The 19292-nt window shown below is 52.7% G+C and carries 15 protein-coding genes; 4 read left to right on the forward strand and 11 right to left on the reverse strand.

The window, feature by feature from the left end:
- Positions 1-15: 15 nt before the first annotated feature.
- From ABD931_RS15495 to ABD931_RS15510, 4 genes are all read right to left on the reverse strand, one after another.
- Complete coding sequence (locus ABD931_RS15495; protein WP_345268749.1) at positions 16-234, reverse strand: hypothetical protein; 219 nt, start codon at positions 232-234, stop codon at positions 16-18.
- A 1-nt stretch (position 235) separates the two neighbouring features.
- Positions 236-1105, reverse strand: coding sequence for a twin-arginine translocase subunit TatC (tatC, locus tag ABD931_RS15500; protein ID WP_345268668.1), 870 nt, complete (start codon positions 1103-1105; stop codon positions 236-238).
- Between the two features lie 96 nt (positions 1106-1201).
- Positions 1202-2494 (reverse strand): serine hydroxymethyltransferase, encoded by a 1293-nt coding sequence (glyA, locus tag ABD931_RS15505; protein WP_345268669.1) that lies wholly within the window; start codon positions 2492-2494, stop codon positions 1202-1204.
- Positions 2495-2584: 90 nt separating this feature from the next.
- Positions 2585-3439: an AraC family transcriptional regulator gene (locus tag ABD931_RS15510; protein ID WP_345268670.1), complete on the reverse strand. Its 855-nt coding sequence runs from the start codon at positions 3437-3439 to the stop codon at positions 2585-2587.
- 169 nt (positions 3440-3608) lie between these two features.
- On the opposite strand from ABD931_RS15510, the gene ABD931_RS15515 reads away from it, so the two are divergent.
- The gene (locus tag ABD931_RS15515) at positions 3609-4442 is read left to right on the forward strand and encodes a phytanoyl-CoA dioxygenase family protein (protein ID WP_345268671.1); all 834 of its coding nucleotides are present in this window, start codon (positions 3609-3611) and stop codon (positions 4440-4442) included.
- Positions 4443-4596: 154 nt separating this feature from the next.
- On the forward strand, positions 4597-6741 hold the full coding sequence (locus ABD931_RS15520; protein WP_345268672.1) for a protein-disulfide reductase DsbD family protein: 2145 nt from the start codon (positions 4597-4599) through the stop codon (positions 6739-6741).
- Between the two features lie 153 nt (positions 6742-6894).
- Here ABD931_RS15520 and ABD931_RS15525 read toward each other — a convergent pair whose 3' ends face one another.
- On the reverse strand, positions 6895-7587 hold the full coding sequence (locus tag ABD931_RS15525; protein ID WP_345268673.1) for a porin family protein: 693 nt from the start codon (positions 7585-7587) through the stop codon (positions 6895-6897).
- A gap of 341 nt (positions 7588-7928) precedes the next feature.
- Between ABD931_RS15525 and ABD931_RS15530 the strand changes: the two genes are divergently transcribed.
- Positions 7929-8741, forward strand: coding sequence for a lysophospholipid acyltransferase family protein (locus tag ABD931_RS15530; RefSeq protein ID WP_345268674.1), 813 nt, complete (start codon positions 7929-7931; stop codon positions 8739-8741).
- A 63-nt stretch (positions 8742-8804) separates the two neighbouring features.
- On the opposite strand, the gene ABD931_RS15535 is transcribed toward ABD931_RS15530, so the two are convergent.
- From ABD931_RS15535 to ABD931_RS15545, 3 genes are all read right to left on the reverse strand, one after another.
- The gene (locus ABD931_RS15535) at positions 8805-10415 is read right to left on the reverse strand and encodes an acyl-CoA carboxylase subunit beta (RefSeq protein WP_345268676.1); all 1611 of its coding nucleotides are present in this window, start codon (positions 10413-10415) and stop codon (positions 8805-8807) included.
- Between the two features lie 139 nt (positions 10416-10554).
- Positions 10555-11583 carry an MlaD family protein gene (locus ABD931_RS15540; protein ID WP_345268678.1) on the reverse strand — a complete coding sequence of 343 codons (1029 nt, stop codon included), beginning with the start codon at positions 11581-11583 and terminating at the stop codon, positions 10555-10557.
- A gap of 108 nt (positions 11584-11691) precedes the next feature.
- The gene (locus tag ABD931_RS15545) at positions 11692-12528 is read right to left on the reverse strand and encodes an N-acetylmuramoyl-L-alanine amidase family protein (protein WP_370469324.1); all 837 of its coding nucleotides are present in this window, start codon (positions 12526-12528) and stop codon (positions 11692-11694) included.
- 115 nt (positions 12529-12643) lie between these two features.
- Here ABD931_RS15545 and ABD931_RS15550 point away from each other — a divergent pair, with 115 nt between their 5' ends.
- Positions 12644-15622 carry a putative LPS assembly protein LptD gene (locus ABD931_RS15550; protein ID WP_345268679.1) on the forward strand — a complete coding sequence of 993 codons (2979 nt, stop codon included), beginning with the start codon at positions 12644-12646 and terminating at the stop codon, positions 15620-15622.
- 55 nt (positions 15623-15677) lie between these two features.
- On the opposite strand, the gene ABD931_RS15555 is transcribed toward ABD931_RS15550, so the two are convergent.
- The 3 genes from ABD931_RS15555 to ABD931_RS15565 all read right to left on the reverse strand — a co-directional run bounded on the left by ABD931_RS15555 (position 15678) and on the right by ABD931_RS15565 (position 19289).
- Positions 15678-16535: an SRPBCC family protein gene (locus ABD931_RS15555; RefSeq protein WP_345268681.1), complete on the reverse strand. Its 858-nt coding sequence runs from the start codon at positions 16533-16535 to the stop codon at positions 15678-15680.
- Positions 16536-16697: 162 nt separating this feature from the next.
- Complete coding sequence (locus tag ABD931_RS15560) at positions 16698-17564, reverse strand: metallophosphoesterase (RefSeq protein ID WP_345268683.1); 867 nt, start codon at positions 17562-17564, stop codon at positions 16698-16700.
- Positions 17565-17615: 51 nt separating this feature from the next.
- On the reverse strand, positions 17616-19289 hold the full coding sequence (locus ABD931_RS15565; protein ID WP_345268684.1) for a complex I subunit 4 family protein: 1674 nt from the start codon (positions 19287-19289) through the stop codon (positions 17616-17618).
- Between the last annotated feature and the right edge of the window lie 3 nt (positions 19290-19292).

A 19292-nucleotide genomic window follows, 5' to 3' on the forward strand; every position in this document is an offset into this window, starting at 1 on the left:
ATCCCCACTCCCAAATCAATTGTCTCCAAAGCCCCCGCTGATAGACTCGTAGTCGGATTTGAGCCGGCCCATTTCGCGGGCCAGAAAGGTTTGAAGCTGTTTATTGAACTCCGCTTTCTCGTTCTCCGGTAGGGAGGCATACAAGTCCTTCAGTTCCTGATTGATAGCGGCCCGCTCCTGCGCATTAGCCGCGTTGATGGAGCGGTAGTGGTATTTCTTAAAATCGTATGGCATGTTAATCATTCAGCAGCTCCCGCTCTTCTTTCAGCCGCTGCCGCTGCACTGAGCCGGAGACCAGAATACTTACTTCGTACAACATCGCCAGCGGAAAAGCAACCAGAATCTGGCTATAGATATCGGGCGAGGGCGTAATGATACCCGCCACCACCAGAATCACAATCCAGGCGTGTTTCCGGTACTCCCGCATAAAGGCTGGTGTCAGCACACCTACTTTTGAGAGCACAAAGGCCACAATGGGCATCTGGAACATTAGGGCACACCCCAGCGACAGCGTAATCAGAATCGAGATATACGAGGTGATATCAAACTGATTTTTGATCTGATCGGAGACCGTGTAATTAGCCAGGAAATTGATAGCTAATGGAGAAGCAATGTAGTACCCGAAAAATAAACCCATCAGGAACAGCATCGATACAAAGAACACCGCCCCCCTGGCCGCTTTTTTCTCCGTACTGCGCAGACCCGGCTTAATAAAGCGCCAAATCTCCCAGAATGTATACGGGAAAGCAAAACACAGACCAATGATGACGGAAGACGTAAGCGACATGGTAAACTGATCGGCTACCCCCAGCGCCTGTAGCTCAAAGTCGAGCTTCTTCACGCACAGATCGGCATAACCCGTAAAATCGGCCAGCTTACACATCTGGCGGTAGGTCCAGAAATCAGGCCGGGCCGGTGCCAGAATTACGTGCTCAAAAATATCCCGGATAAAAATAAACGCGGTAATGGCGAATACCAGAATAGAGGCCACTGCCCGGATGATGTGCCAGCGAAGCTCTTCCAGGTGTTCCAGGAAGGTCATCTCTTTGCCACTATCATCAATTAACTCTTCCTCTTCTTCCTCAAACGATTGATCTAAAGGCATCTTTACATAAATTGAGTGAAAGAGTGAAAGACCGAAAGAGTGATTGTTCCTGCGACAGCAATTCACGCTTTCATTCTTTCGCTCTTTCGCAATTGATTATGCGTATAACGGAAAAGTTTTCATCCAGGAGTTGATGTCGTCTTTAACAGCCGCAATTTTGGCGTCATTGTCGTGGTTCATCAGCACAGTATCCATATAGTCGACAATGCGTTCCATATCGGTTTCTTTCAGGCCCCGGGTAGTCATGGCCGGCGTACCCACGCGGATACCCGAGGTGACCATCGGTGATCGGTCATCAAACGGCACCATGTTTTTGTTGATGGTAATGTCGGCTTTGATCAGCGTATTTTCGGCCAGTTTTCCGGTTAGCCCTTTCGAGCGGAGGTCGATCAGCATCAGGTGATTGTCGGTGCCGCCCGAGATAATCTGGTAACCACGATCCAGCAGGGCTTTGGCCATAGCCTGGGCGTTTTTCTTTACCTGCAGGGCGTAGTCGGCAAAATCGTCGGACAAGGCCTCACCGAAAGCCACGGCTTTGGCGGCAATGATATGCTCCAGCGGACCGCCCTGCGTGCCGGGAAATACGCCCGAATCAAGCAGCGACGACATCATCCGGATATCACCCTTGGGCGTTTTAATGCCGAAGGGGTTTTCAAAATCATTGCGCATCATGATCAGACCACCGCGTGGACCGCGCAGGGTTTTATGCGTGGTGGTGGTCACGATGTGACACTGCTCCAGCGGATCGTTCAGCAGGCCTTTGGCGATCAGGCCGGCCGGGTGCGAGATGTCGGCCAGCAGCAGGGCCCCTACCTGATCGGCAATGGCCCGCAGGCGCACGTAATCCCAATCGCGGCTGTAGGCTGATGCTCCGCAGATCATCATCTTCGGACGCTCCCGCATCGCCGTTTCTTCAACTTTATCGTAATTGATAACACCCGTCTCTTTCTCTACGCCGTAAAACGTCGGGCGAAAGTATTTACCGGAGATGTTCACCGGCGAACCGTGCGTCAGGTGGCCGCCGTGCGACAGATCGAAGCCCAGAATAGTATCACCCGGTTGCAGGCAGGCCAGGAACACGGCCGTGTTGGCCTGCGCCCCGGAGTGCGGCTGCACGTTGGCCCAGGTAGCGCCAAACAGTTCTTTGATCCGGTCAATGGCCAGTTGTTCGATCTCGTCTACCACTTCGCAGCCGCCATAGTAGCGTTTACCCGGCAAACCTTCGGCGTATTTGTTGGTCAGTACGCTGCCGGCGGCTTCCATCACCTGGGGCGATGTAAAGTTTTCGGAAGCGATGAGTTCAATACCCGACTCCTGCCGATGTTTCTCTTTGGCAATCAGGTCAAAAACCTGGGTGTCGCGGGCAATAGTGGTCGTTGCGGTTGACATAGTACGAATAATCGTGATTACCGATAAAATAAGCCACAAAGGTACAGCTTTAACCAATACAGCGGGTAAGTTTTTTAAGCCTGCACGCCCTTAGCCGGCCCGGTAAGCGGCCTGGTATTTCAGGGGAGTTGTACCAGTCTGTAGCTTGAACTGCCGGTGAAAATGCGAAATATTGTTAAACCCACATTCCAGCCCAACCTGCCCCACGCTGAGGTCGGCCTGCGTCAGCAGTTTCCGGGCGTGGCTGATGCGCAGCTCGGTAAGGTATTCAATAAACGATTTGCCCGTACGTCGCCGGAAATACCGGCAGAAAGCCGCCGTAGCCATACCGGCTACCGACGCAACATCATCTACCCGCATCTCGTCCCGAAAATAGGTAAGGGTATAGTCCAGTACCCGCTTCATCCGCTCGGTATCGGCCTCGCTGGCTGAGAATTCGTAGCCGTCGCTCGCCAGCAGCACAAAGTCCGGATCGGCCGACAGATCATTCAATATACTGAGCATATCCAGAATCCGCTCCATACCGCTGCGGTTGGCCAGCCGCTCCATCCGCCGACCGATAAGCTGGCTAAGGATCGGATTAAACTGGATGCCATATTGAGAACGACTCATCAGTTGCCGGATGCGCTCCGCTTCAGGCAGTGTATTAAACAACGTTTCTCCAATCGCGGCCGGAAACTGCACCACCACCGCTTCGGCCGGCACCGTAATACCGTCGTCATTGCGGTAAGAATGGGGCAGGTTGGGACCAATCAGGATCAGATCACCCGTATCAAAGCTACCAATATGATCACCAACAAACCGCTTACCGGTACTGCGTATAATATAGGTCAGTTCGTACTCAGGATGATAATGCCAGGGAGCATCAAAGGCCACCATCCGCAACCGCTTTACCAACAGCGAATTCTGCTCTCCGATTGTGACTTTCTCAAAAAGTGCTTTCAAAACATTTATTATTTTAACTGCTTTTTTCCTAAAAGAGGCTAGTAAAGTCAAAATACTACACAAATCTGAAAAAAATATAGCATTTATCAGATACTTTCTATTCTAATTTTGTGACATCTGATTGTTCCTAAGCCCAAGACCTTTTAAAACTACCTTAACCTACCCCTATATGGAGGTCCAACTTGATAAGAGTCTTCTTCTTCGAGAACTGGATGAACCCTATACTGTAAGTCCTGAAGCGCTTGCCTGTTACCGGGAGAACGGCTATGTCAAACTAAAAGATGTCTTAAGCCCTGCTGTTCTCGATTATTACGGTACCCTCATCACAGACTTAGTTTTTAAACTCAATACCCTAACCAAACCCATGGAGGAGCGCACGACGTATGAGCGTGCGTTTCTCCAGATTATGAATCTTTGGCGGGAAAACGATGAAGCCAAAGAGTTTGTCTTTTCGCGAAGGCTGGCGAAGATAGCCACTGATCTGATGGACGTGGAGGGCGTTCGGCTTTACCACGACCAGGCGTTGTACAAGGAGCCGTCGGGCGGCTTTACCCCCTGGCACGCCGATCAGTTTTACTGGCCGCTGGCTACACCAAAAACCATTACGGTCTGGATTCCCTTCCAGTATACGCCAATGGAGATGGGTCCGCTGGCCTTTGCCGAAAAGAGTCAGAACGTTGAAATCGGCCGTGATGTGGAGATCAGCGACGAAAGCGAGCAACTGCTGGCCGAAAAGCTGGCGGAGCTTAATTTCTCCATGAACGACACTCCCTTTGATCTCGGCGAAGTAAGCTACCATGCCGGCTGGACCTTTCACCGCGCCGGACCGAATTTGTCCGATAAGCCGCGGAAGGTGATGACAATGATTTATATGGACAAAGACCAGACAATTATTAAGCCGCGCAACAGCTATCAGCAGAATGACCTGACTACCTGGCTGGCCAGTTACCCGGTCGGCTCTAAACCCGAAAGTACCCTAAACCCTATTCTTTTCTCTTATTGATCTTACTTCAATCATAGGTTGGTTGTTGTTACACCGTCCCGACAGTTGTCCGGGACGGTGTTTTTTTACAGGGTTTTATCCTTATTCATCCGTTCGGGAAATAATTTTGCGCAAAACGTGTTAATCGGTAAACTACCATTTTGGATGTCATCCTATGAAAAACCTGTCTGCGCTCCTGGCATTGCTGTTGGTGAGCTTTGCTACTGTCGCTCAGATACTAAAGCCGACTACCTGGTCGTACTCGACCACCCAGCCGACCGTCAAAGTCGGGGATGTGATTGAACTGCGTTTTACGGCTACCATCGACGATAACTGGTATCTCTACTCCTCCGACATTGATCCGAATCTGGGACCGATTCCGACCACCTTTGCCTTTAAGCCGAACGATACATATCAGTTGGTTGGAGGTATCAAACCGGTCGGGGCCAAGAAAAAATTTGATGAGATCTGGCAGGGCGATATTACCTACTTCACCCACAAAGGTCTTTTTACGCAAAAAGTAAAGATCCTGAAGGCTAACCCAATCATCTCGGGTAGTATTGATTACCAAACCTGTACACTAAAGGACGGGCAGTGTGTGCCCGGTAACCACGACTTTTCAATTACCGATATAAAAGCAGCTTCTTCGGCTCAAGTCGTTGCCACTCCACCGGTTCCGGCACCTACTGCGGTGGCGGCTAATGTTCCAGCGTCGGGCACCCCGTTAGCGGCACCGTCAACTTCTGTAACAAACGATTCCGTTGCCGTTGCCTCGGCGGTGGCTCCGTCGGCCGTAGCCAGTACAAGTAACACGGCCACGGCCGCCCAAACTGTTGTGACAAACCCAGCCGGTTCGAATGTGGATACCATTCAGGAAGCAGAAGCGCCGGAAGAGTCATTAACCGGTTTTATCATTGCAGCTTTCCTGTCGGGGCTGGTGGCGCTGCTAACGCCCTGCGTGTTCCCGATTATTCCGATGACCGTGAGCTATTTTACCAAACAGAGCCACGGTGCCATGAAGGCGCTGCTATACGGCGTATCCATCATTGCCATTTATGTGCTCATCGGTACGGTGGTGTCGCGCATCAACGGCCCGGCCTTTGCCAACTTCGTCAGTACCCACTGGCTGCCTAACCTGCTGTTTTTTGCCATTTTCTTTGTTTTTGGGCTTTCCTTCCTGGGCCTGTTTGAAATTGTCTTACCCAGTTCGCTGGTCAACAGTGCCGATGCGCAGGCGGAGCGAGGTGGCGTGTTAGGCATAATTTTCATGGCCTTTACGCTGGTATTGGTCTCGTTCTCCTGCACGGGACCTATTGTGGGCAGTCTGCTGGTAGCCTCGGCAGGTGGCGAGGTGATGAAACCGATTATAGGCATGGTTGCTTTTTCGTCGGCGTTTGCCATTCCGTTCTCCCTGTTTGCGGCCTTTCCGCAGTGGCTCAAAAGCCTGCCAAAATCGGGTGGCTGGCTGAACTCCGTGAAGGTGGTCCTGGGCTTTCTTGAATTGGCACTGGCACTGAAGTTCCTGAGCATTGCCGATCAGGTGTACCATTGGGGCCTGCTGGACCGCGAGGTCTTCCTGTCGTTCTGGATTGTAATCTTTTCTCTGATCGGCTTTTACTTTCTGGGCAAGATCCGGTTGTCGCACGATAGCGACGTTAAGCACGTAAGCATTCCCCGGCTGCTGCTGGCTATTATCACCTTTGCCTTTGTGGTATATATGGTTCCGGGCCTGTGGGGCGCTCCGCTGAAAGCGCTGGCGGGCTACCTGCCGCCGGAAACGTCGCAGGACTTTAACATCAGCGGGGGCATGGCATCTGGTACGCGAGATAATCAGCCGGACACCCTTGGCGAGAAACCTAAGTATGCCAGCTTATTTAAGCTACCGCACGGCCTCCAGGGCTTTTTCGATTACCAGCAAGCATTGGATTACGCGAAGAAAGTAAACAAGCCGTTATTTATTGATTTCACCGGACACGGCTGCGTCAACTGCCGCGAAATGGAAGCCCGCGTCTGGTCAGACCCTCAGGTTCTGGAGCGGTTACGCAACGATTTTGTGGTAGCGGCTCTGTACGTCGACGATAAAACCGAACTGCCGGAGTCACAGTGGTATATCTCTACCTACGACAATAAGCAGAAGACGACCATTGGGGCCCAGAATGCCGATTTGCAGATTGTGAAGTACAACAACAATGCCCAGCCGCATTACTGTATTGTTGGATCGCAGGGTAATTTACTGGTCAAGCCCAAGAATTATGATCTGAACGTCAGCAATTTTGTTGAGTTTCTGGACAAGGGCAAAGCCGTATTTGCGGCTCTGTAAAACGGAATTATATTCCGTTTTACAAACAAAGCCCGGTGTCAACATGCACCGGGCTTTTGTGTACCTACAGCGTTACGGTAAAAAAATGGTTACGGCGGGTGGCAAGGTTAAACGGTGGATACGTATTCACCCTACAGATACTACTTTGTTATCTTACTGCCCGATCGGAAAGGAATACCCTACTGATACGTTGACACCCCGGTTACGGACCGGCAGGTTCACCACCGGCACCTGAATCTGCCGCGTAAAGCCATGCTCGTAGCGGGCTTCGGCAAAGAGCTTACCGGCTCCGGCATCGACCGACATGCCCAGTCCGGCAATGCCGCTGACGTCCCACTTATTCATCCAGCCGCCAAAATCGGCATCCAGGTTAATGGGCTTCGTGCGGAACAGCGCCGTACCACGGGCCTGCACCCGACTATCAGCCATGTAGCTTACCGCCGGCCCGGCAAAAAAGTACGGCCTAACGGGTCCATCGCTCAGGTTTACTTTCATCAGCAGGGGAACTTCTATATTTTGTGACTGGTAGGCAATGCGAGCCCCAAGTGGCAGGCTGAAACCGCCCAGGCTGACATTATAGCTCTCTTTAAACATAAAGCCCTTCTGCACATAGGCAATCTCAGGGCGAATAGAGACCCGCTCACTCACCGGCACTTCCAGGAACAAAGCTCCGGTTGGACCGGGCGACAGCCGGAAGGTTGGTGTCATACTTTCGAAAACGCCAGGTTTCGAGACGGTTCCCCAGTGCGCTCCGCCCCGGAGACCCACCTGAACCTGAGCAAATGTTACGGTGCTAACGGCAATAAATCCGAGGGTAGCGATGCCAGTGAGAAAAAAACGTTTCATGGTTGTTGCAATTACAGCGTGAAAAGTGAAAAATTTAGTGTACAACGTCGGACATAGGCACTCGCTAAAAATCAGTTTATGTTCTTTATGGGAATCTGTTTCTTTGACAGACCGGCCGGACAAAGGATTAATGGAATGGTAAATATTTTTCAGGAAGATGCGCACGCTGCTGAAAATCAGCTTCACATTTTTCTGACCCCTATTGAGCAAGTCAACAGAATGAGACGAAAAGACGGCAAATCGGTAAATAGGGGAATAACAGGCCGCAACTTTTGTATTATTTATTGAAAACATTGCAGGCAAATTGTAGCTTTACCTTTTGCGTCTCATCTGATGGTACGATGAAATACATCAAACCCACAAAATATAGCTACTTACCCAAACCACTGGCCGCGCTCGATGTGCTGGGTCTGTTCGAACGAGATCCGTTCGGTAACTCACTGCTGGTGCGCCGGATTCTGATTTGCCTTATTGGCTGGTTTACCTACTTCCGCTACACAGTCGTAAATCGTATCCAGATCGAGGGAACTGAGCATCTGGAGAATCTGCCCATCAATAACGTGCTGTTTCTGTCGAATCACCAGACGTACTTCGCCGACGTTATTGCGTTTTTTCACATCTTCTGCGCGGTCAAGTGGGGCTTCAAAAACACCATTCTACCGCCTATGTATTTGTTTGCCCCCCGTGCCCGCAACTACTACGTGGCGGCCTCAGAAACCATGAAGAAAGGGGTTGTGCCACGTATGTTTGCTATGGGCGGTGCCCTCACGGTTGAGCGTTCCTGGCGGGCCGAGGGGCGGGAGGTGAAACGGGAGGTAGATACCTCTGCCAACGAGAAGATTGGCACGGCGCTGCAGCACGGCTGGGTTGTTAGTTTTCCGCAGGGTACTACCAGCCCTTACGCGCCGGTTCGGAAGGGCACCGCGCATATTATCAAACACAACGAACCTATAGTTGTTCCCGTAGTCATTAATGGCTTCCGCCGGGCCTTTGATAAAAAAGGGCTTCGGTTTAAAAAACGGAATACCCTGCTCACCGTTCGCTTTAAACCACCAATGGCCTATAGTTTAGAAGAACCCGTAGAAGCGATTGTCGAGCGGGTCCGGCAGGCCATTGAGCAGGATATTCCGGAGAAGATGACATGGATGAAGTGACCGCGTACCCCGGAATGTAATTCCGGTATACAAACAGCCGGAATTACATTCCGGGGTACAGAACTACGTCTGAATTACCCCCACATTAAACGCCTTTGTAATGGGTGCCTGATTGGCAGCCTCAATGCCCATAGCGATCACCTTACGGGTTTCCAGTGGGTCAATTACGGCGTCGACCCACAGCCGGGCGGCTGCGTAGTAGGGCGATAGCTGAGCGTTGTACTGGTCGGTGATTTTCTGCAACTGGGCCTGCTCCTGCTCCGGGGTTAAAGGCTGCCCTTTGGCTTTCATGGCCGCTACCTGAATCTGGAGCAACGTTTTGGCGGCCGAGTTACCGCTCATCACGGCCATTTGCGCCGTGGGCCAGGAAACGATTAGCCGGGGATCGTAGGCTTTGCCGCACATGGCGTAATTGCCGGCTCCATAGGAGTTACCCACCACCACGGTAAACTTGGGTACGACTGAATTGGCCATGGCATTAACCATCTTGGCACCATCTTTAATAATTCCCCCCTGCTCGGCCCGGCTGCCCACCATAAAACCGGTAACATCCTGCAAAAACACCAGCGGAATGCGCTTCTGGTTGCAGTTCATAATAAACCGGGCCGCTTTGTCGGCGGCATCTCCGTAGATAACCCCGCCCATCTGCATCTCGCTGGGTGTGCCGGTGCGGCCTTTGGCTTTGACCACTTTCCGTTGATTCGCCACAATACCCACGGCCCAGCCATCCATGCGGGCGTAGCCGCACAGCAGCGATTTGCCGTAGCCGTCTTTGTACTCGTCGAACTCCGACTTATCCACCAGGCGTTCTATAATCTCCCGCATATCGTAGGGCTTCACGCGGTCAATGGGGAGAATCTGGTATATCTCTTCGGGCGCTTTGGCGGGAGCAGCCGGAGAAACCCGGTCGAAACCGGCGATTTCGCGGTGGCCGGTCTTATCCATAATGCGCTTGATGGCATCCAGGCAGCTCTTATCGTCCGGGTATTTATTGTCGGTCACGCCCGAAATCTCGCAGTGGGTATCGGCACCGCCCAGTGTTTCGGCGTCGACATCTTCGCCAATCGACGCTTTCACCAGATACGGGCCGGCCAGGAAAATAGAACCGGTACCTTCTACAATCAGGGCTTCGTCTGACATAATGGGCAGGTAAGCGCCACCGGCCACGCAGCTACCCATAATGGCGGCAATCTGCAAAATACCCATAGACGACATATGGGCGTTGTTACGAAACATCCGGCCGAAATGCTCCTTATCCGCAAAAACCTCGTTCTGGAGGGGCAGATATACCCCGGCACTATCGACGAGGTAAATGATCGGCAGGCGGTTTTCCATCGCAATCTCCTGCGCCCGCAGGTTTTTCTTGGCTGTGATGGGGAACCAGGCGCCGGCTTTTACGGTAGCATCGTTCGCCACAAGCACACACTGCCGCCCCGACACATACCCGATGCCGGTGACGACCCCGCCCGACGGGCAGCCGCCGTGTTCGGCATACATCTCCTCACCGGCAAAGAGGCCAATCTCCAGAAATTCCGAACCGGCGTCGGTCAGGTAGTCGATGCGCTCGCGGGCGGTGAGTTTGCCTTTGCGGTGCTGATCGTCTATTTTCTTCGGGCCTCCGCCCAATTGAGTTTGTTGTTTGCGGTGGTGCAGTTCGTCCAGAAGGGCTTGCATGGGGGTGTTGGTTGCTACCATGACAATAATTTGTTAGGTGTTGATGAAGTGGGCCCGAAGTAGGGCAGGAAATCCGAAAAAACAAAACCCCAGCCTAAGCCGGGGATTGGTTCTGTCCAGGGGTATTCTTTGCCGGCTGCTACTCCTGGTCAGCCGCTTTCCGTGTAGTATCTACCCGGATCGACGTTGTTGTGGTTACTGTTGTTGTTGACGAAGTCGGCGGCACGGGTGGGGCCTGTTTGTTCTTATCTTTTCCGCCAAACAGTGAAAAATGAACATAACGCTTCGGATTTTCGCGCAGGTCCGTCAGCAGCCGGTCCAGGCTAGCCGTCGTATTGGTCATGTTCACATACAGTATCTGATCGTTAGCCAGGCGTCCGAGGGTACCCTGACCGCGTTCAATATCGGCCAGCATACCTTTCATATTGTTAATAGTACCGTTGAGGTTTGCCAGCGTCTGCCGCAGTTGCAGGGCATTCAGCGAATCGACAAACGTGCTGGTTTTGGTCAGCAGTGGTCTGACCTGACGCTCTGTTTCGATCAGATCCGCCGACAGGCGGTTCATTGTGGTCAGCAATGTGCGGATATTCGCCCGGTTTTCGGCAATCGTTAACTGCACCGTACCTGTAGCGGCCTCGGCAGCCTGTAACGTTCGGTTCAGCACTATGCCGGTCTGGTCAAACTGCAGGAGAATACGGTTCATGTTATGTGTCATCGAATCGATGTTGTTAAGAACGGGTAGCGTTTTTTCCCGGACCATATCTGCGATTCCCGACTCTTGAGTACCCCGGAGTGTATCGCCATTTTCCAGTTCCCGTCCGGTCTGGCTTACCTCCAGCCGGATGACTTTCCCTCCTAATATACCTCCATCCGCCAGAATCGCTCTTGTTCCTTCGTTGAGCCGGATTTTATTCTGCACATCAAGGGTAACCAGCAGTTTGTTATTCTGCTTCTGGAGGATTTCTATTTTCTTGACGCGCCCTACGGATAACCCATTAATCAGGACGGAATTAGACGGGGCCAGCCCGTCGATACTGTTGTAAATGACCACGTATTGCCGGTTTCCGGAGAAGAAGTCGGAACCTTTCAGGTAATTAAAACCGAAATAAAGCATTGCCAGCGTAACAACCGCCAGAACGCCAACCTTGGATTCCCTGGATAATTTCATGTAAAGCTGTGCGGAAAAACTACGGACTGTCGGCTACCGTCGCCGTGCCGGTTACTGCTTATAACCATTATTACGGCCGGATTGTCCCGCGAAACTACAACATTCGGTTTAATTGGCCGCTTCGATTTCGTGTTTGTACTGCCGGAAAGCCTTGACAATTGCGGTAGAAATCTGATCCTGACCCGTATCCGAGATCAGGTACTGCTCCTCGGTGGGGTTGGTCAGGTAACCCGTTTCGATCAGCACGCTGGGCATTGTGGTCCGCCAGAGCACCAGAAAACCGGCCTGTTTCACACCATTACTAAGGCGGTCGGCATTGGTCCGGAAGCTACGCTCTACTTTCTGGGCAAAGTTGATACTGCTGCCCATAAACGCATGCTGGTAATTGGCCAGCATGATATGCGCCAGCGGAGAATCCGGATTAAAGCCTTTATAGGTCTGCTGGTAGTTGGCTTCCTGTAAAATAACGGCGTTTTCGCGTTTGGCTACCTCCAGGTTACCTTCCGTTTTGTGAAGTCCCATGGTGTAGGTTTCCGTGCCGTACACCCGCGACGAATGCGGGTTGGCGTTGCAATGAATAGAAATAAACAAATCGGCTTTGTTCCGGTTCGCAATGCTCGACCGCTCGGCCAGCTCGATAAATTTGTCGGTAGTGCGGGTATAAATGACCCGCACGTCGGGATGCTGGCTTTTAATCTTCTGGCCAATTAACAGAGCCAGTTGCAGGTTTATCCGGGCTTCGCGGGAGTTACGGCCCATGGCCCCCGGATCTTTTCCGCCATGACCGGCATCCAGCACCACGGTCCGGAGCCGGTTTGGCGATTCGCCATAGCCCGTTGCGGTGGTATCCTGAACTACATCCTGAAGCGTGGGTTTTGGTAGAAACGTCAACGCCAGCAGGGGCAGAATCGCTACCAATTGCATAAAGCGACCTACATGCGTCATCTTCACAGATTTAATAATTTTTAACAAGGAATTACGTTTCAAGGCAGTAATCGGTAAAAAGTTAGAAATAACTTTGTATATCCGGCCACAGCCGCTTATCCACAAATGTAATTTTTTGATAAAACTGGAAAATATCAAGTTTATTTTACGGAAAATATCCATTCCGCCATTTATCCTATGGACAGGTGCGAATATACTGCTTTTCTGCCTGTTAGCGATACCGGTCCTGGCTCAGCAACCAACTCCACGCACCAATCCGGTAGCGCCTAATACGCAATACGGCCCCGGACGCGTCAACAGCAATCCGGCATCAACTAAGCAGAATGCGCCGTTAATTGACAAAAATGCACCGGTTACCCTGCCGGCTAATCCGCTTACCGGAAAAGATTCGGTGAGCCGCGATTCGGTGCAGGCCGCCAGTGACTTCCAGACTACAGTTAAATACTCATCCAGAGACTCCAGCTTTTTCGACAATAATACCCAAACGCTGGAGCTTTTTGGGGATGCCCAGGTAACATACGGCGATATTTCGCTGAAAGCCGATTACATCCGGCTCAACTATACCACCAATGAGGTGTTTGCCAGGGGCCGCTACGACTCAACCGCGAAGAAAATGGTGGGCCTGCCCGTCTTTAAAGACGGAGAAGGCCAGTACGATACCAAAGAAATCCGGTACAATTTCAAAACTAAGAAAGGACTTATTCGGGGCGTGGTCACCAGTCAGGGTGAAGGCAATATCCGGGGTACCAACGTGAAGAAAGATGCCGAAGATAACCTCTATATCCGGGGGGCTATTTATACCACCTGTAATCTGGCTACCCCGCACTTTCACATTAACGCCGGCAAGATCAAGGTTGTCCATAACAAACAGGTGGTGGCGGGGCCGTTTAACCTCGTTATCAATCAGGTGCCCCTGCCCATTGGGCTGCCGTTCGGCTTTTTTCCGTTTCCCAAGAAAAAAGATATTGGCGTATCGGGCATTCTGATGCCGCAGTATGGCGAAGAACCTAACGGCCGGGGCTACTACCTGCGCGACGGGGGCTACTATTGGGCCGTCAACGAAAATATCGGCCTGCAGTTCAAAGGGCAGATTTATTCGCGGGGAAGCTGGGGCCTGGGCCTTACATCGGCCTACAACAAGCGCTATAGTTTCAGCGGCAACGTAGATCTGCGTTTCAACCTCAACCGCTCCGGCGACCGGATCGATACCACCCAAAGCCCACGCAAGGACTTTGCCGTTATCTGGTCGCACGCACCCCAGTCTATCGGCAAGCGCGGCACGTTTTCGGCCAACGTCAACATCAGCAGCAACAGTTTTAACCAGTTCAACTCATTCGATCAGCAGCGCTATATCTCCAACGTGGCAGGCTCGTCGGTCCAGTACAGCCGCTCGTTTGGGCAGTATGTCCGGGCCAGCGCCAATGCGCGGGTCAACCAGCAGTTTGGTCAGACAAATCGCGTGACGAATATACGCGAACTCGGCCGCACCGATGCGTCTACCAATTTCAACCTGGGAGTCAACCAGATTGCCCCGTTTGCCTTGCGGGGTGGCAGTGGCCGCTGGTATGAGAGCTTCCGGGTAGGCTTTGACTTCAGTGGCTCGGCAGGAGTTAGTAATACTATTCGGCGACAACTCGATACCACAGGCCTGGGCTTTAGGGTGGTCGGACGCCAGGCCGTAAGCCGGGTTGAACTCATACGCGACAGCCTTCGGCGTGTTGAGGCCATTCGACAGGGCCAAACTGTTGCAGATCCAAACCTGATTGCCTTTAATATGGCTAACCTGCCAACCATCCTGAAGAACGCGCAGATTGAAGGCCGCTACAGTATCCCTATTGGTTTGCCAAACCTGAAGCTGCTCCGGTATATTAACCTGACGCCCGGTTTCTCCTTCTCCGGCGATATCTATACCAAACGACTTAACTACAGTTACCTGGGGGGCGATTCTGTGCGGGTCGATACAACGAAAGGTCTGTACACCGTATACAATTTTGCCGTCAGCGCCAGCATGAACACGCGGTTGTACGGAACAGTCTTTCTGCGGGGCAAACGGCTGGAAGCCATCCGGCATACCCTGGCTCCCTCGGTTTCATTTAGTTATGTACCGAATTTTTCAGACCCCAGCTTTGGCTTTTTCCAGGATTTGTCCATGATTCCGGGTCTGCGGCCGACGCAGCAGCGGGTCTCCCGCTTCCGGGGTCTGGGCGGAACCGCCGGCAGCAGCCTGCCGGGAGCCTCGGCCTTTATTTCGTTCGGGATTGTGAACCAGTTGGAGATGAAAGTTCGTACCCGCGACGATACCACGGGGCAACCGTTCCGCAAAATTTCCCTGTTTGATAACATTAGCCTGACGGGCAGTTATAACCTGCTGGCGCAGGAGTATCCGTTGTCGCCCCTTCAGTTAAGTGCCAACACGCAGATTTTTAAGAACATCAGTTTCAACTTTTCGTCGACCTTCGATCCGTACGCCTATCGGCTTTTCGGCGGCAATTACAGTTACCTGTTTCCGGGAAACGCTATTCCGGAATACTTACAGTCACCGATAATAACGCAGCCAAATTTTACGCGGGTCAATTATTACGCCATTCAGGCCGGGCAGGGGCTGCTCAGGATGACAAATATGCAGGCATACCTCAGCACCCGGCTGGCCCCCAAAAGTGCCAATAAGCCGAAGCAAAGTCCCAATGCCTCCGATGCAACCATGCGGTCGATCAACGCCAATCCGGACCTGTACGTAGATTTTAATGTTCCCTGGACGCTGAATGTCAGCTATACCCTGGGTATCAATAAATTTACTCCGACGGAGAGCAGCGTGATTCAGGCTTTGACGCTGACCGGCGATTTCAGTCTGACGCCAAAATGGAAATTCACCTTCCAGTCAGGCTACGATTTTCAGGCTATGTCACCCTCGCTTACCACCATCGGCATCAGCCGCGACCTGCACTGCTGGGAGATGAACTTCAACTGGACACCCTTTGCCGGCAGTTCGTTCCGGGCCAGCAACTACTCATTCGACCTGCGTGCCCGCTCGGCTATTTTGCAGGAACTGAAGCTGAGCCGTCGCCGGACGTTCTACGACCGGGGCGGTTTCTAAAATCAAAAAAGCCCGGCTTCCAAAAGCCAGGCTTTTTTGATCACAACTGTTATTGTTACACGGTTCCCCGCATGGGATCTACGTACGGCATTGCCGGCTGGGTTGTCGACGGCTGATCCAGTCCCTGATCGGCCAAGGCCGTAGCCGGCTGCTGCGTCGTTGGCTGATTCTTCAGGTTGTTGACGGGCACATCACCGGTCTCCAGGTAATACTTGAAACGCCGGATGTCTTCCCGGACCATATCCTTAAAGACCGGATTGAAGAGTTTGGCTACGGCACTACCCAGCGCACCGGCAGGCGGCTGGTAACGGATGGTCGCATGTACCTCGGTGCCCCGGTTGTTGGGTGCATCGGTGAAGCGTACCTCTCCGGCATTATCCACGGTAGCGCCCGGTACGGATTTCCAAACGATGCGGCTGTTTTCTTCCTCTTCAACAATTTCGGCATCCCAGGCCAGAGCAGTCAGACCCGGAACATTGACCGGTTTAGCCTCCCAGTGCGAGCGTTTGTTGTCAAGCTGGGTTACCCGCTCCAGATGGTGCATAAACATAGGCAGATTTTCCAACTGCCGCCAGAACTGGTACACCTCTTCGCGGGGTTTGTTGATGGTCACACTCCGGCTAATCTCCAGCGGCTCCGCACCCTGGTCACTGGTAGAGCTGTCGCGTCCGACAGCTTCGTTGACCGGGCAATAGCCTGATACGCCCCGGAAGATAAGCGACCCTCCCAGGATGGCCAGCAGGGTGCCTCCCAGGCCGCCCCGTTGTACACCAATGGCCGTCATAACCGCCCCGCCGGCGGCCGAAATAATGCGCTCCGTGTCGCCCACATTAATGCGGCTCGACCCAGTTGGTTCTGGTGTGATAGCGGATGTTCCCAATACATCCGATACGCTTTTTTGATGTTCTGCCATACGAATTAGATTTACACAATTTCTACAGGCTAAGCATATTAAAAGAGCAGTATTCGTACGAAAACAGTCACTGCCCTCCCTGTATGCTAACCCAGGATACGGCAGAATGTTGGCAATCGCGGCATTAAAATGAGTTTGCCGGGTACGGTAGGTTTATACTTGTCAGGGGTAGTAATGCAGTAGCGTAATTTCGGCCCGCGCCCAGAAACGGAAAGGGACCGTTGAGGTACCGAACCCTTTGGAAACGTACAGAAACGGCTTCTCCTTGTTATACCAGCCGCTGATATATTCTCCGGCTTTGGGGGGCAGTATGGGCGTAAACAGGCCGAAAAAGGTGACCTGCCCGCCATGATTGTGCCCGGCAAACAGGTAGCTGATGCTTATTTTATCGGCCTCGCTCCGGCCGGCGTTTAAACGAGCCAAATCCTTCCTGAGTTGTTCCTGCTGGAGAGGACTATGAATCAGCGCCAGGTGGTGACGCTCCGACCCGACGTTTTCCAGCGCCTGAAACAAATTAGCATCACCATTCAGCATGTCATCCAGGCCGGTAATCATAAAGCGGGTGCCCTGTATGTCATACGCTTTGGATTCATTAACGAGCAGATCACCGTTATGCTTCCGGTACACATTGCGCAGGGCGTCCAGCGAGATGTCGGCTTTGTATTCATGATTTCCCAGAATCGCCACTTTCGGAATCTGTTTGGGCAGAAGATTCAGAAATTCGTCCAGCGGCTGATTCTTCCCGTCGGCATCCACCGAATCACCCGCCATCAGGATCAGGTCGGGCTGTATCTGATTGATGGTTTCGGCCAGACGCGTGTAACGTGAATCGACTATTTTCTCCAGGTGCAGATCGGTCAGCAGCAGTAGTTTAAGCCGGGAGTTTTCGTCTTTAGCGTTTAGGTTGCCAATGGCATACCGCTTGATCTGAAAGAAGTACCGTTCCAGCACCAGTGCATCCAGCACGGCAATGGCTGCGCCGGCCAGTCCGGCGTAAAATAACGCTTGTTTGTGTTTTTGCCGGAGCATGGTTTCGGAATAAAAAAGTCTTTTTATCCAACTGCCCATACGGCAACCTGGTTACCCCACCACAAACTTCTCCAGCCAGCGGGCTACACTGGCATTGGTCAGGTTGAAGATCAGGTTAGGAAAAAGCCCCATCAGCAACGCCAGAACCCCTAAAGGTATAAGCAGCCAGCGCTCCCGATTGGTCAGGTCACTCAGGCTGTGGGTGGCCTCGTGCCGCGACCAATACGGGCCGAAGAACATTCGCTGCAGCGTCCAGAGGAAATACGCGGCCGCCAGCACAATACCCAGGGTCGCCACGGCGGTCATCCAGCCGGGTAGCCAGAACGACTGCAAACTCCCCATCAGCGTAAACAGCTCACCCACAAAGCCCGAAAAGCCGGGCAGGCCCAATGAGCCGAAAAAAGCAATGGCCGTGAGCGTAGCGTACTGCGGCATGGGCGCGATCAGACCCCGGTAGCTATCAATGCGCCGGTCGTGGGTACGGTCGTAAATGACCCCGGCAATCAGGAACAGCATGGCGGATAAGACGCCATGGCTGACCATCTGGTAAATCGCTCCGTTAATACCTTCGGACGTTAGCGATGCAATACCCAGCAGCACAAAACCCATATGAGATACCGATGAGTAAGCAATCAGCTTTTTGACGTCTGCCTGCGCTAAGGCATTCAGGCCACCGTAAAGGATGGAAAGCACCCCCAAAACCGCCAGGGGACGGGCAAATTCGGCACCACCGTCCGGAAACAATCCCCAGGCAATTCGCAGAAAACCGTAGCCGCCGATCTTTAGCAACACCCCCGCCAAAACCACCGAAACGGGCGTCGGCGCTTCTACGTGCGCGTCGGGCAACCAGGTATGTAACGGAACAATGGGCAGTTTGATGGCGAATCCGATAAATACCGCCCAGAATGCCAGCATCCGCGTGGGTAAGCCCAGTAGTATGGTTTCGCCCGATAAGCTGAGAAAAGAGCTCGGCAGGTAATTGCTGCCGTCGGCCATATACCGCAGGTCGAAGGTATGCACAATCTCCGCCGAACTGAGCTGAAAATTGGCCAGTCGCAGTTGCACCAACCGGATTATATCGCTGGTTACGGCCGCCGGATCAGCTACCATGCCCGATGCCACCGCTGTGCTGACCGGGTCCATCACCGACATGTACAGGGCAATCATCACCAGCAGGATCAGCAGCGAGCCCAGCAGCGTATACAGAAAAAATTTGATGGAGGCATACTCCCGGCGCAGACCGCCCCAGAGGCCGATGAGAAAGTACATCGGCAGCAGCATGAACTCGAAGAACAGAAAAAACAAAAAGAAATCCAGGGCCATAAAACAGCCCATCACGGTTCCCGTCAGCAGCAGGTACAGCGAGAAATACGCTTTTTCGCGGTGGCGTATAGACCAGGACGATACAACCCCGGCCAGCAGCACCACCGCCGACAGCAGCACCAGCGGCAGACTAATGCCGTCGACCCCAACCAGGTAATCGATGGAGGCAATACCGAAGTTGCCCAGCGGCAGCGTAATCCAGTCGGCCTGCTCCAGCAGTTGGTAATCGGCCAGTTGCCCGTCAAAGGCGGTGTAAGCCATCAGACTTAACAGCACTTCGGCAACGGCAACCACCAACGCAACCCAGCGGAAGCGTTCGGGCCGGTCGGCGGGCAAGGCCGTTACCAGCAGCGCACCCGCCAGTGGAACAAAAATTAACAGAGTGAGTATGGGTATATTCATAAG

Origin of the sequence: Nibrella viscosa, from assembly GCF_039541875.1 — a bacterium.
GTDB classification, from domain to species: domain Bacteria; phylum Bacteroidota; class Bacteroidia; order Cytophagales; family Spirosomataceae; genus Nibrella; species Nibrella viscosa.

What these genes read in the sequence shown, in the direction of transcription:
- ABD931_RS15495 (WP_345268749.1), bottom strand. Translation starts at nt 234, where the DNA reads ATGCCATACGATTTTAAGAAATACCACTACCGCTCCATCAACGCGGCT.
- tatC (WP_345268668.1), bottom strand. Translation starts at nt 1,105, where the DNA reads ATGCCTTTAGATCAATCGTTTGAGGAAGAAGAGGAAGAGTTAATTGAT.
- glyA (WP_345268669.1), bottom strand. Translation starts at nt 2,494, where the DNA reads ATGTCAACCGCAACGACCACTATTGCCCGCGACACCCAGGTTTTTGAC.
- ABD931_RS15515 (WP_345268671.1), top strand. Translation starts at nt 3,609, where the DNA reads ATGGAGGTCCAACTTGATAAGAGTCTTCTTCTTCGAGAACTGGATGAA.
- ABD931_RS15520 (WP_345268672.1), top strand. Translation starts at nt 4,597, where the DNA reads ATGAAAAACCTGTCTGCGCTCCTGGCATTGCTGTTGGTGAGCTTTGCT.
- ABD931_RS15525 (WP_345268673.1), bottom strand. Translation starts at nt 7,587, where the DNA reads ATGAAACGTTTTTTTCTCACTGGCATCGCTACCCTCGGATTTATTGCC.
- ABD931_RS15530 (WP_345268674.1), top strand. Translation starts at nt 7,929, where the DNA reads ATGAAATACATCAAACCCACAAAATATAGCTACTTACCCAAACCACTG.
- ABD931_RS15535 (WP_345268676.1), bottom strand. Translation starts at nt 10,415, where the DNA reads ATGCAAGCCCTTCTGGACGAACTGCACCACCGCAAACAACAAACTCAA.
- ABD931_RS15540 (WP_345268678.1), bottom strand. Translation starts at nt 11,583, where the DNA reads ATGAAATTATCCAGGGAATCCAAGGTTGGCGTTCTGGCGGTTGTTACG.
- ABD931_RS15545 (WP_370469324.1), bottom strand. Translation starts at nt 12,528, where the DNA reads ATGACGCATGTAGGTCGCTTTATGCAATTGGTAGCGATTCTGCCCCTG.
- ABD931_RS15555 (WP_345268681.1), bottom strand. Translation starts at nt 16,535, where the DNA reads ATGGCAGAACATCAAAAAAGCGTATCGGATGTATTGGGAACATCCGCT.
- ABD931_RS15560 (WP_345268683.1), bottom strand. Translation starts at nt 17,564, where the DNA reads ATGCTCCGGCAAAAACACAAACAAGCGTTATTTTACGCCGGACTGGCC.
- ABD931_RS15565 (WP_345268684.1), bottom strand. Translation starts at nt 19,289, where the DNA reads ATGAATATACCCATACTCACTCTGTTAATTTTTGTTCCACTGGCGGGT.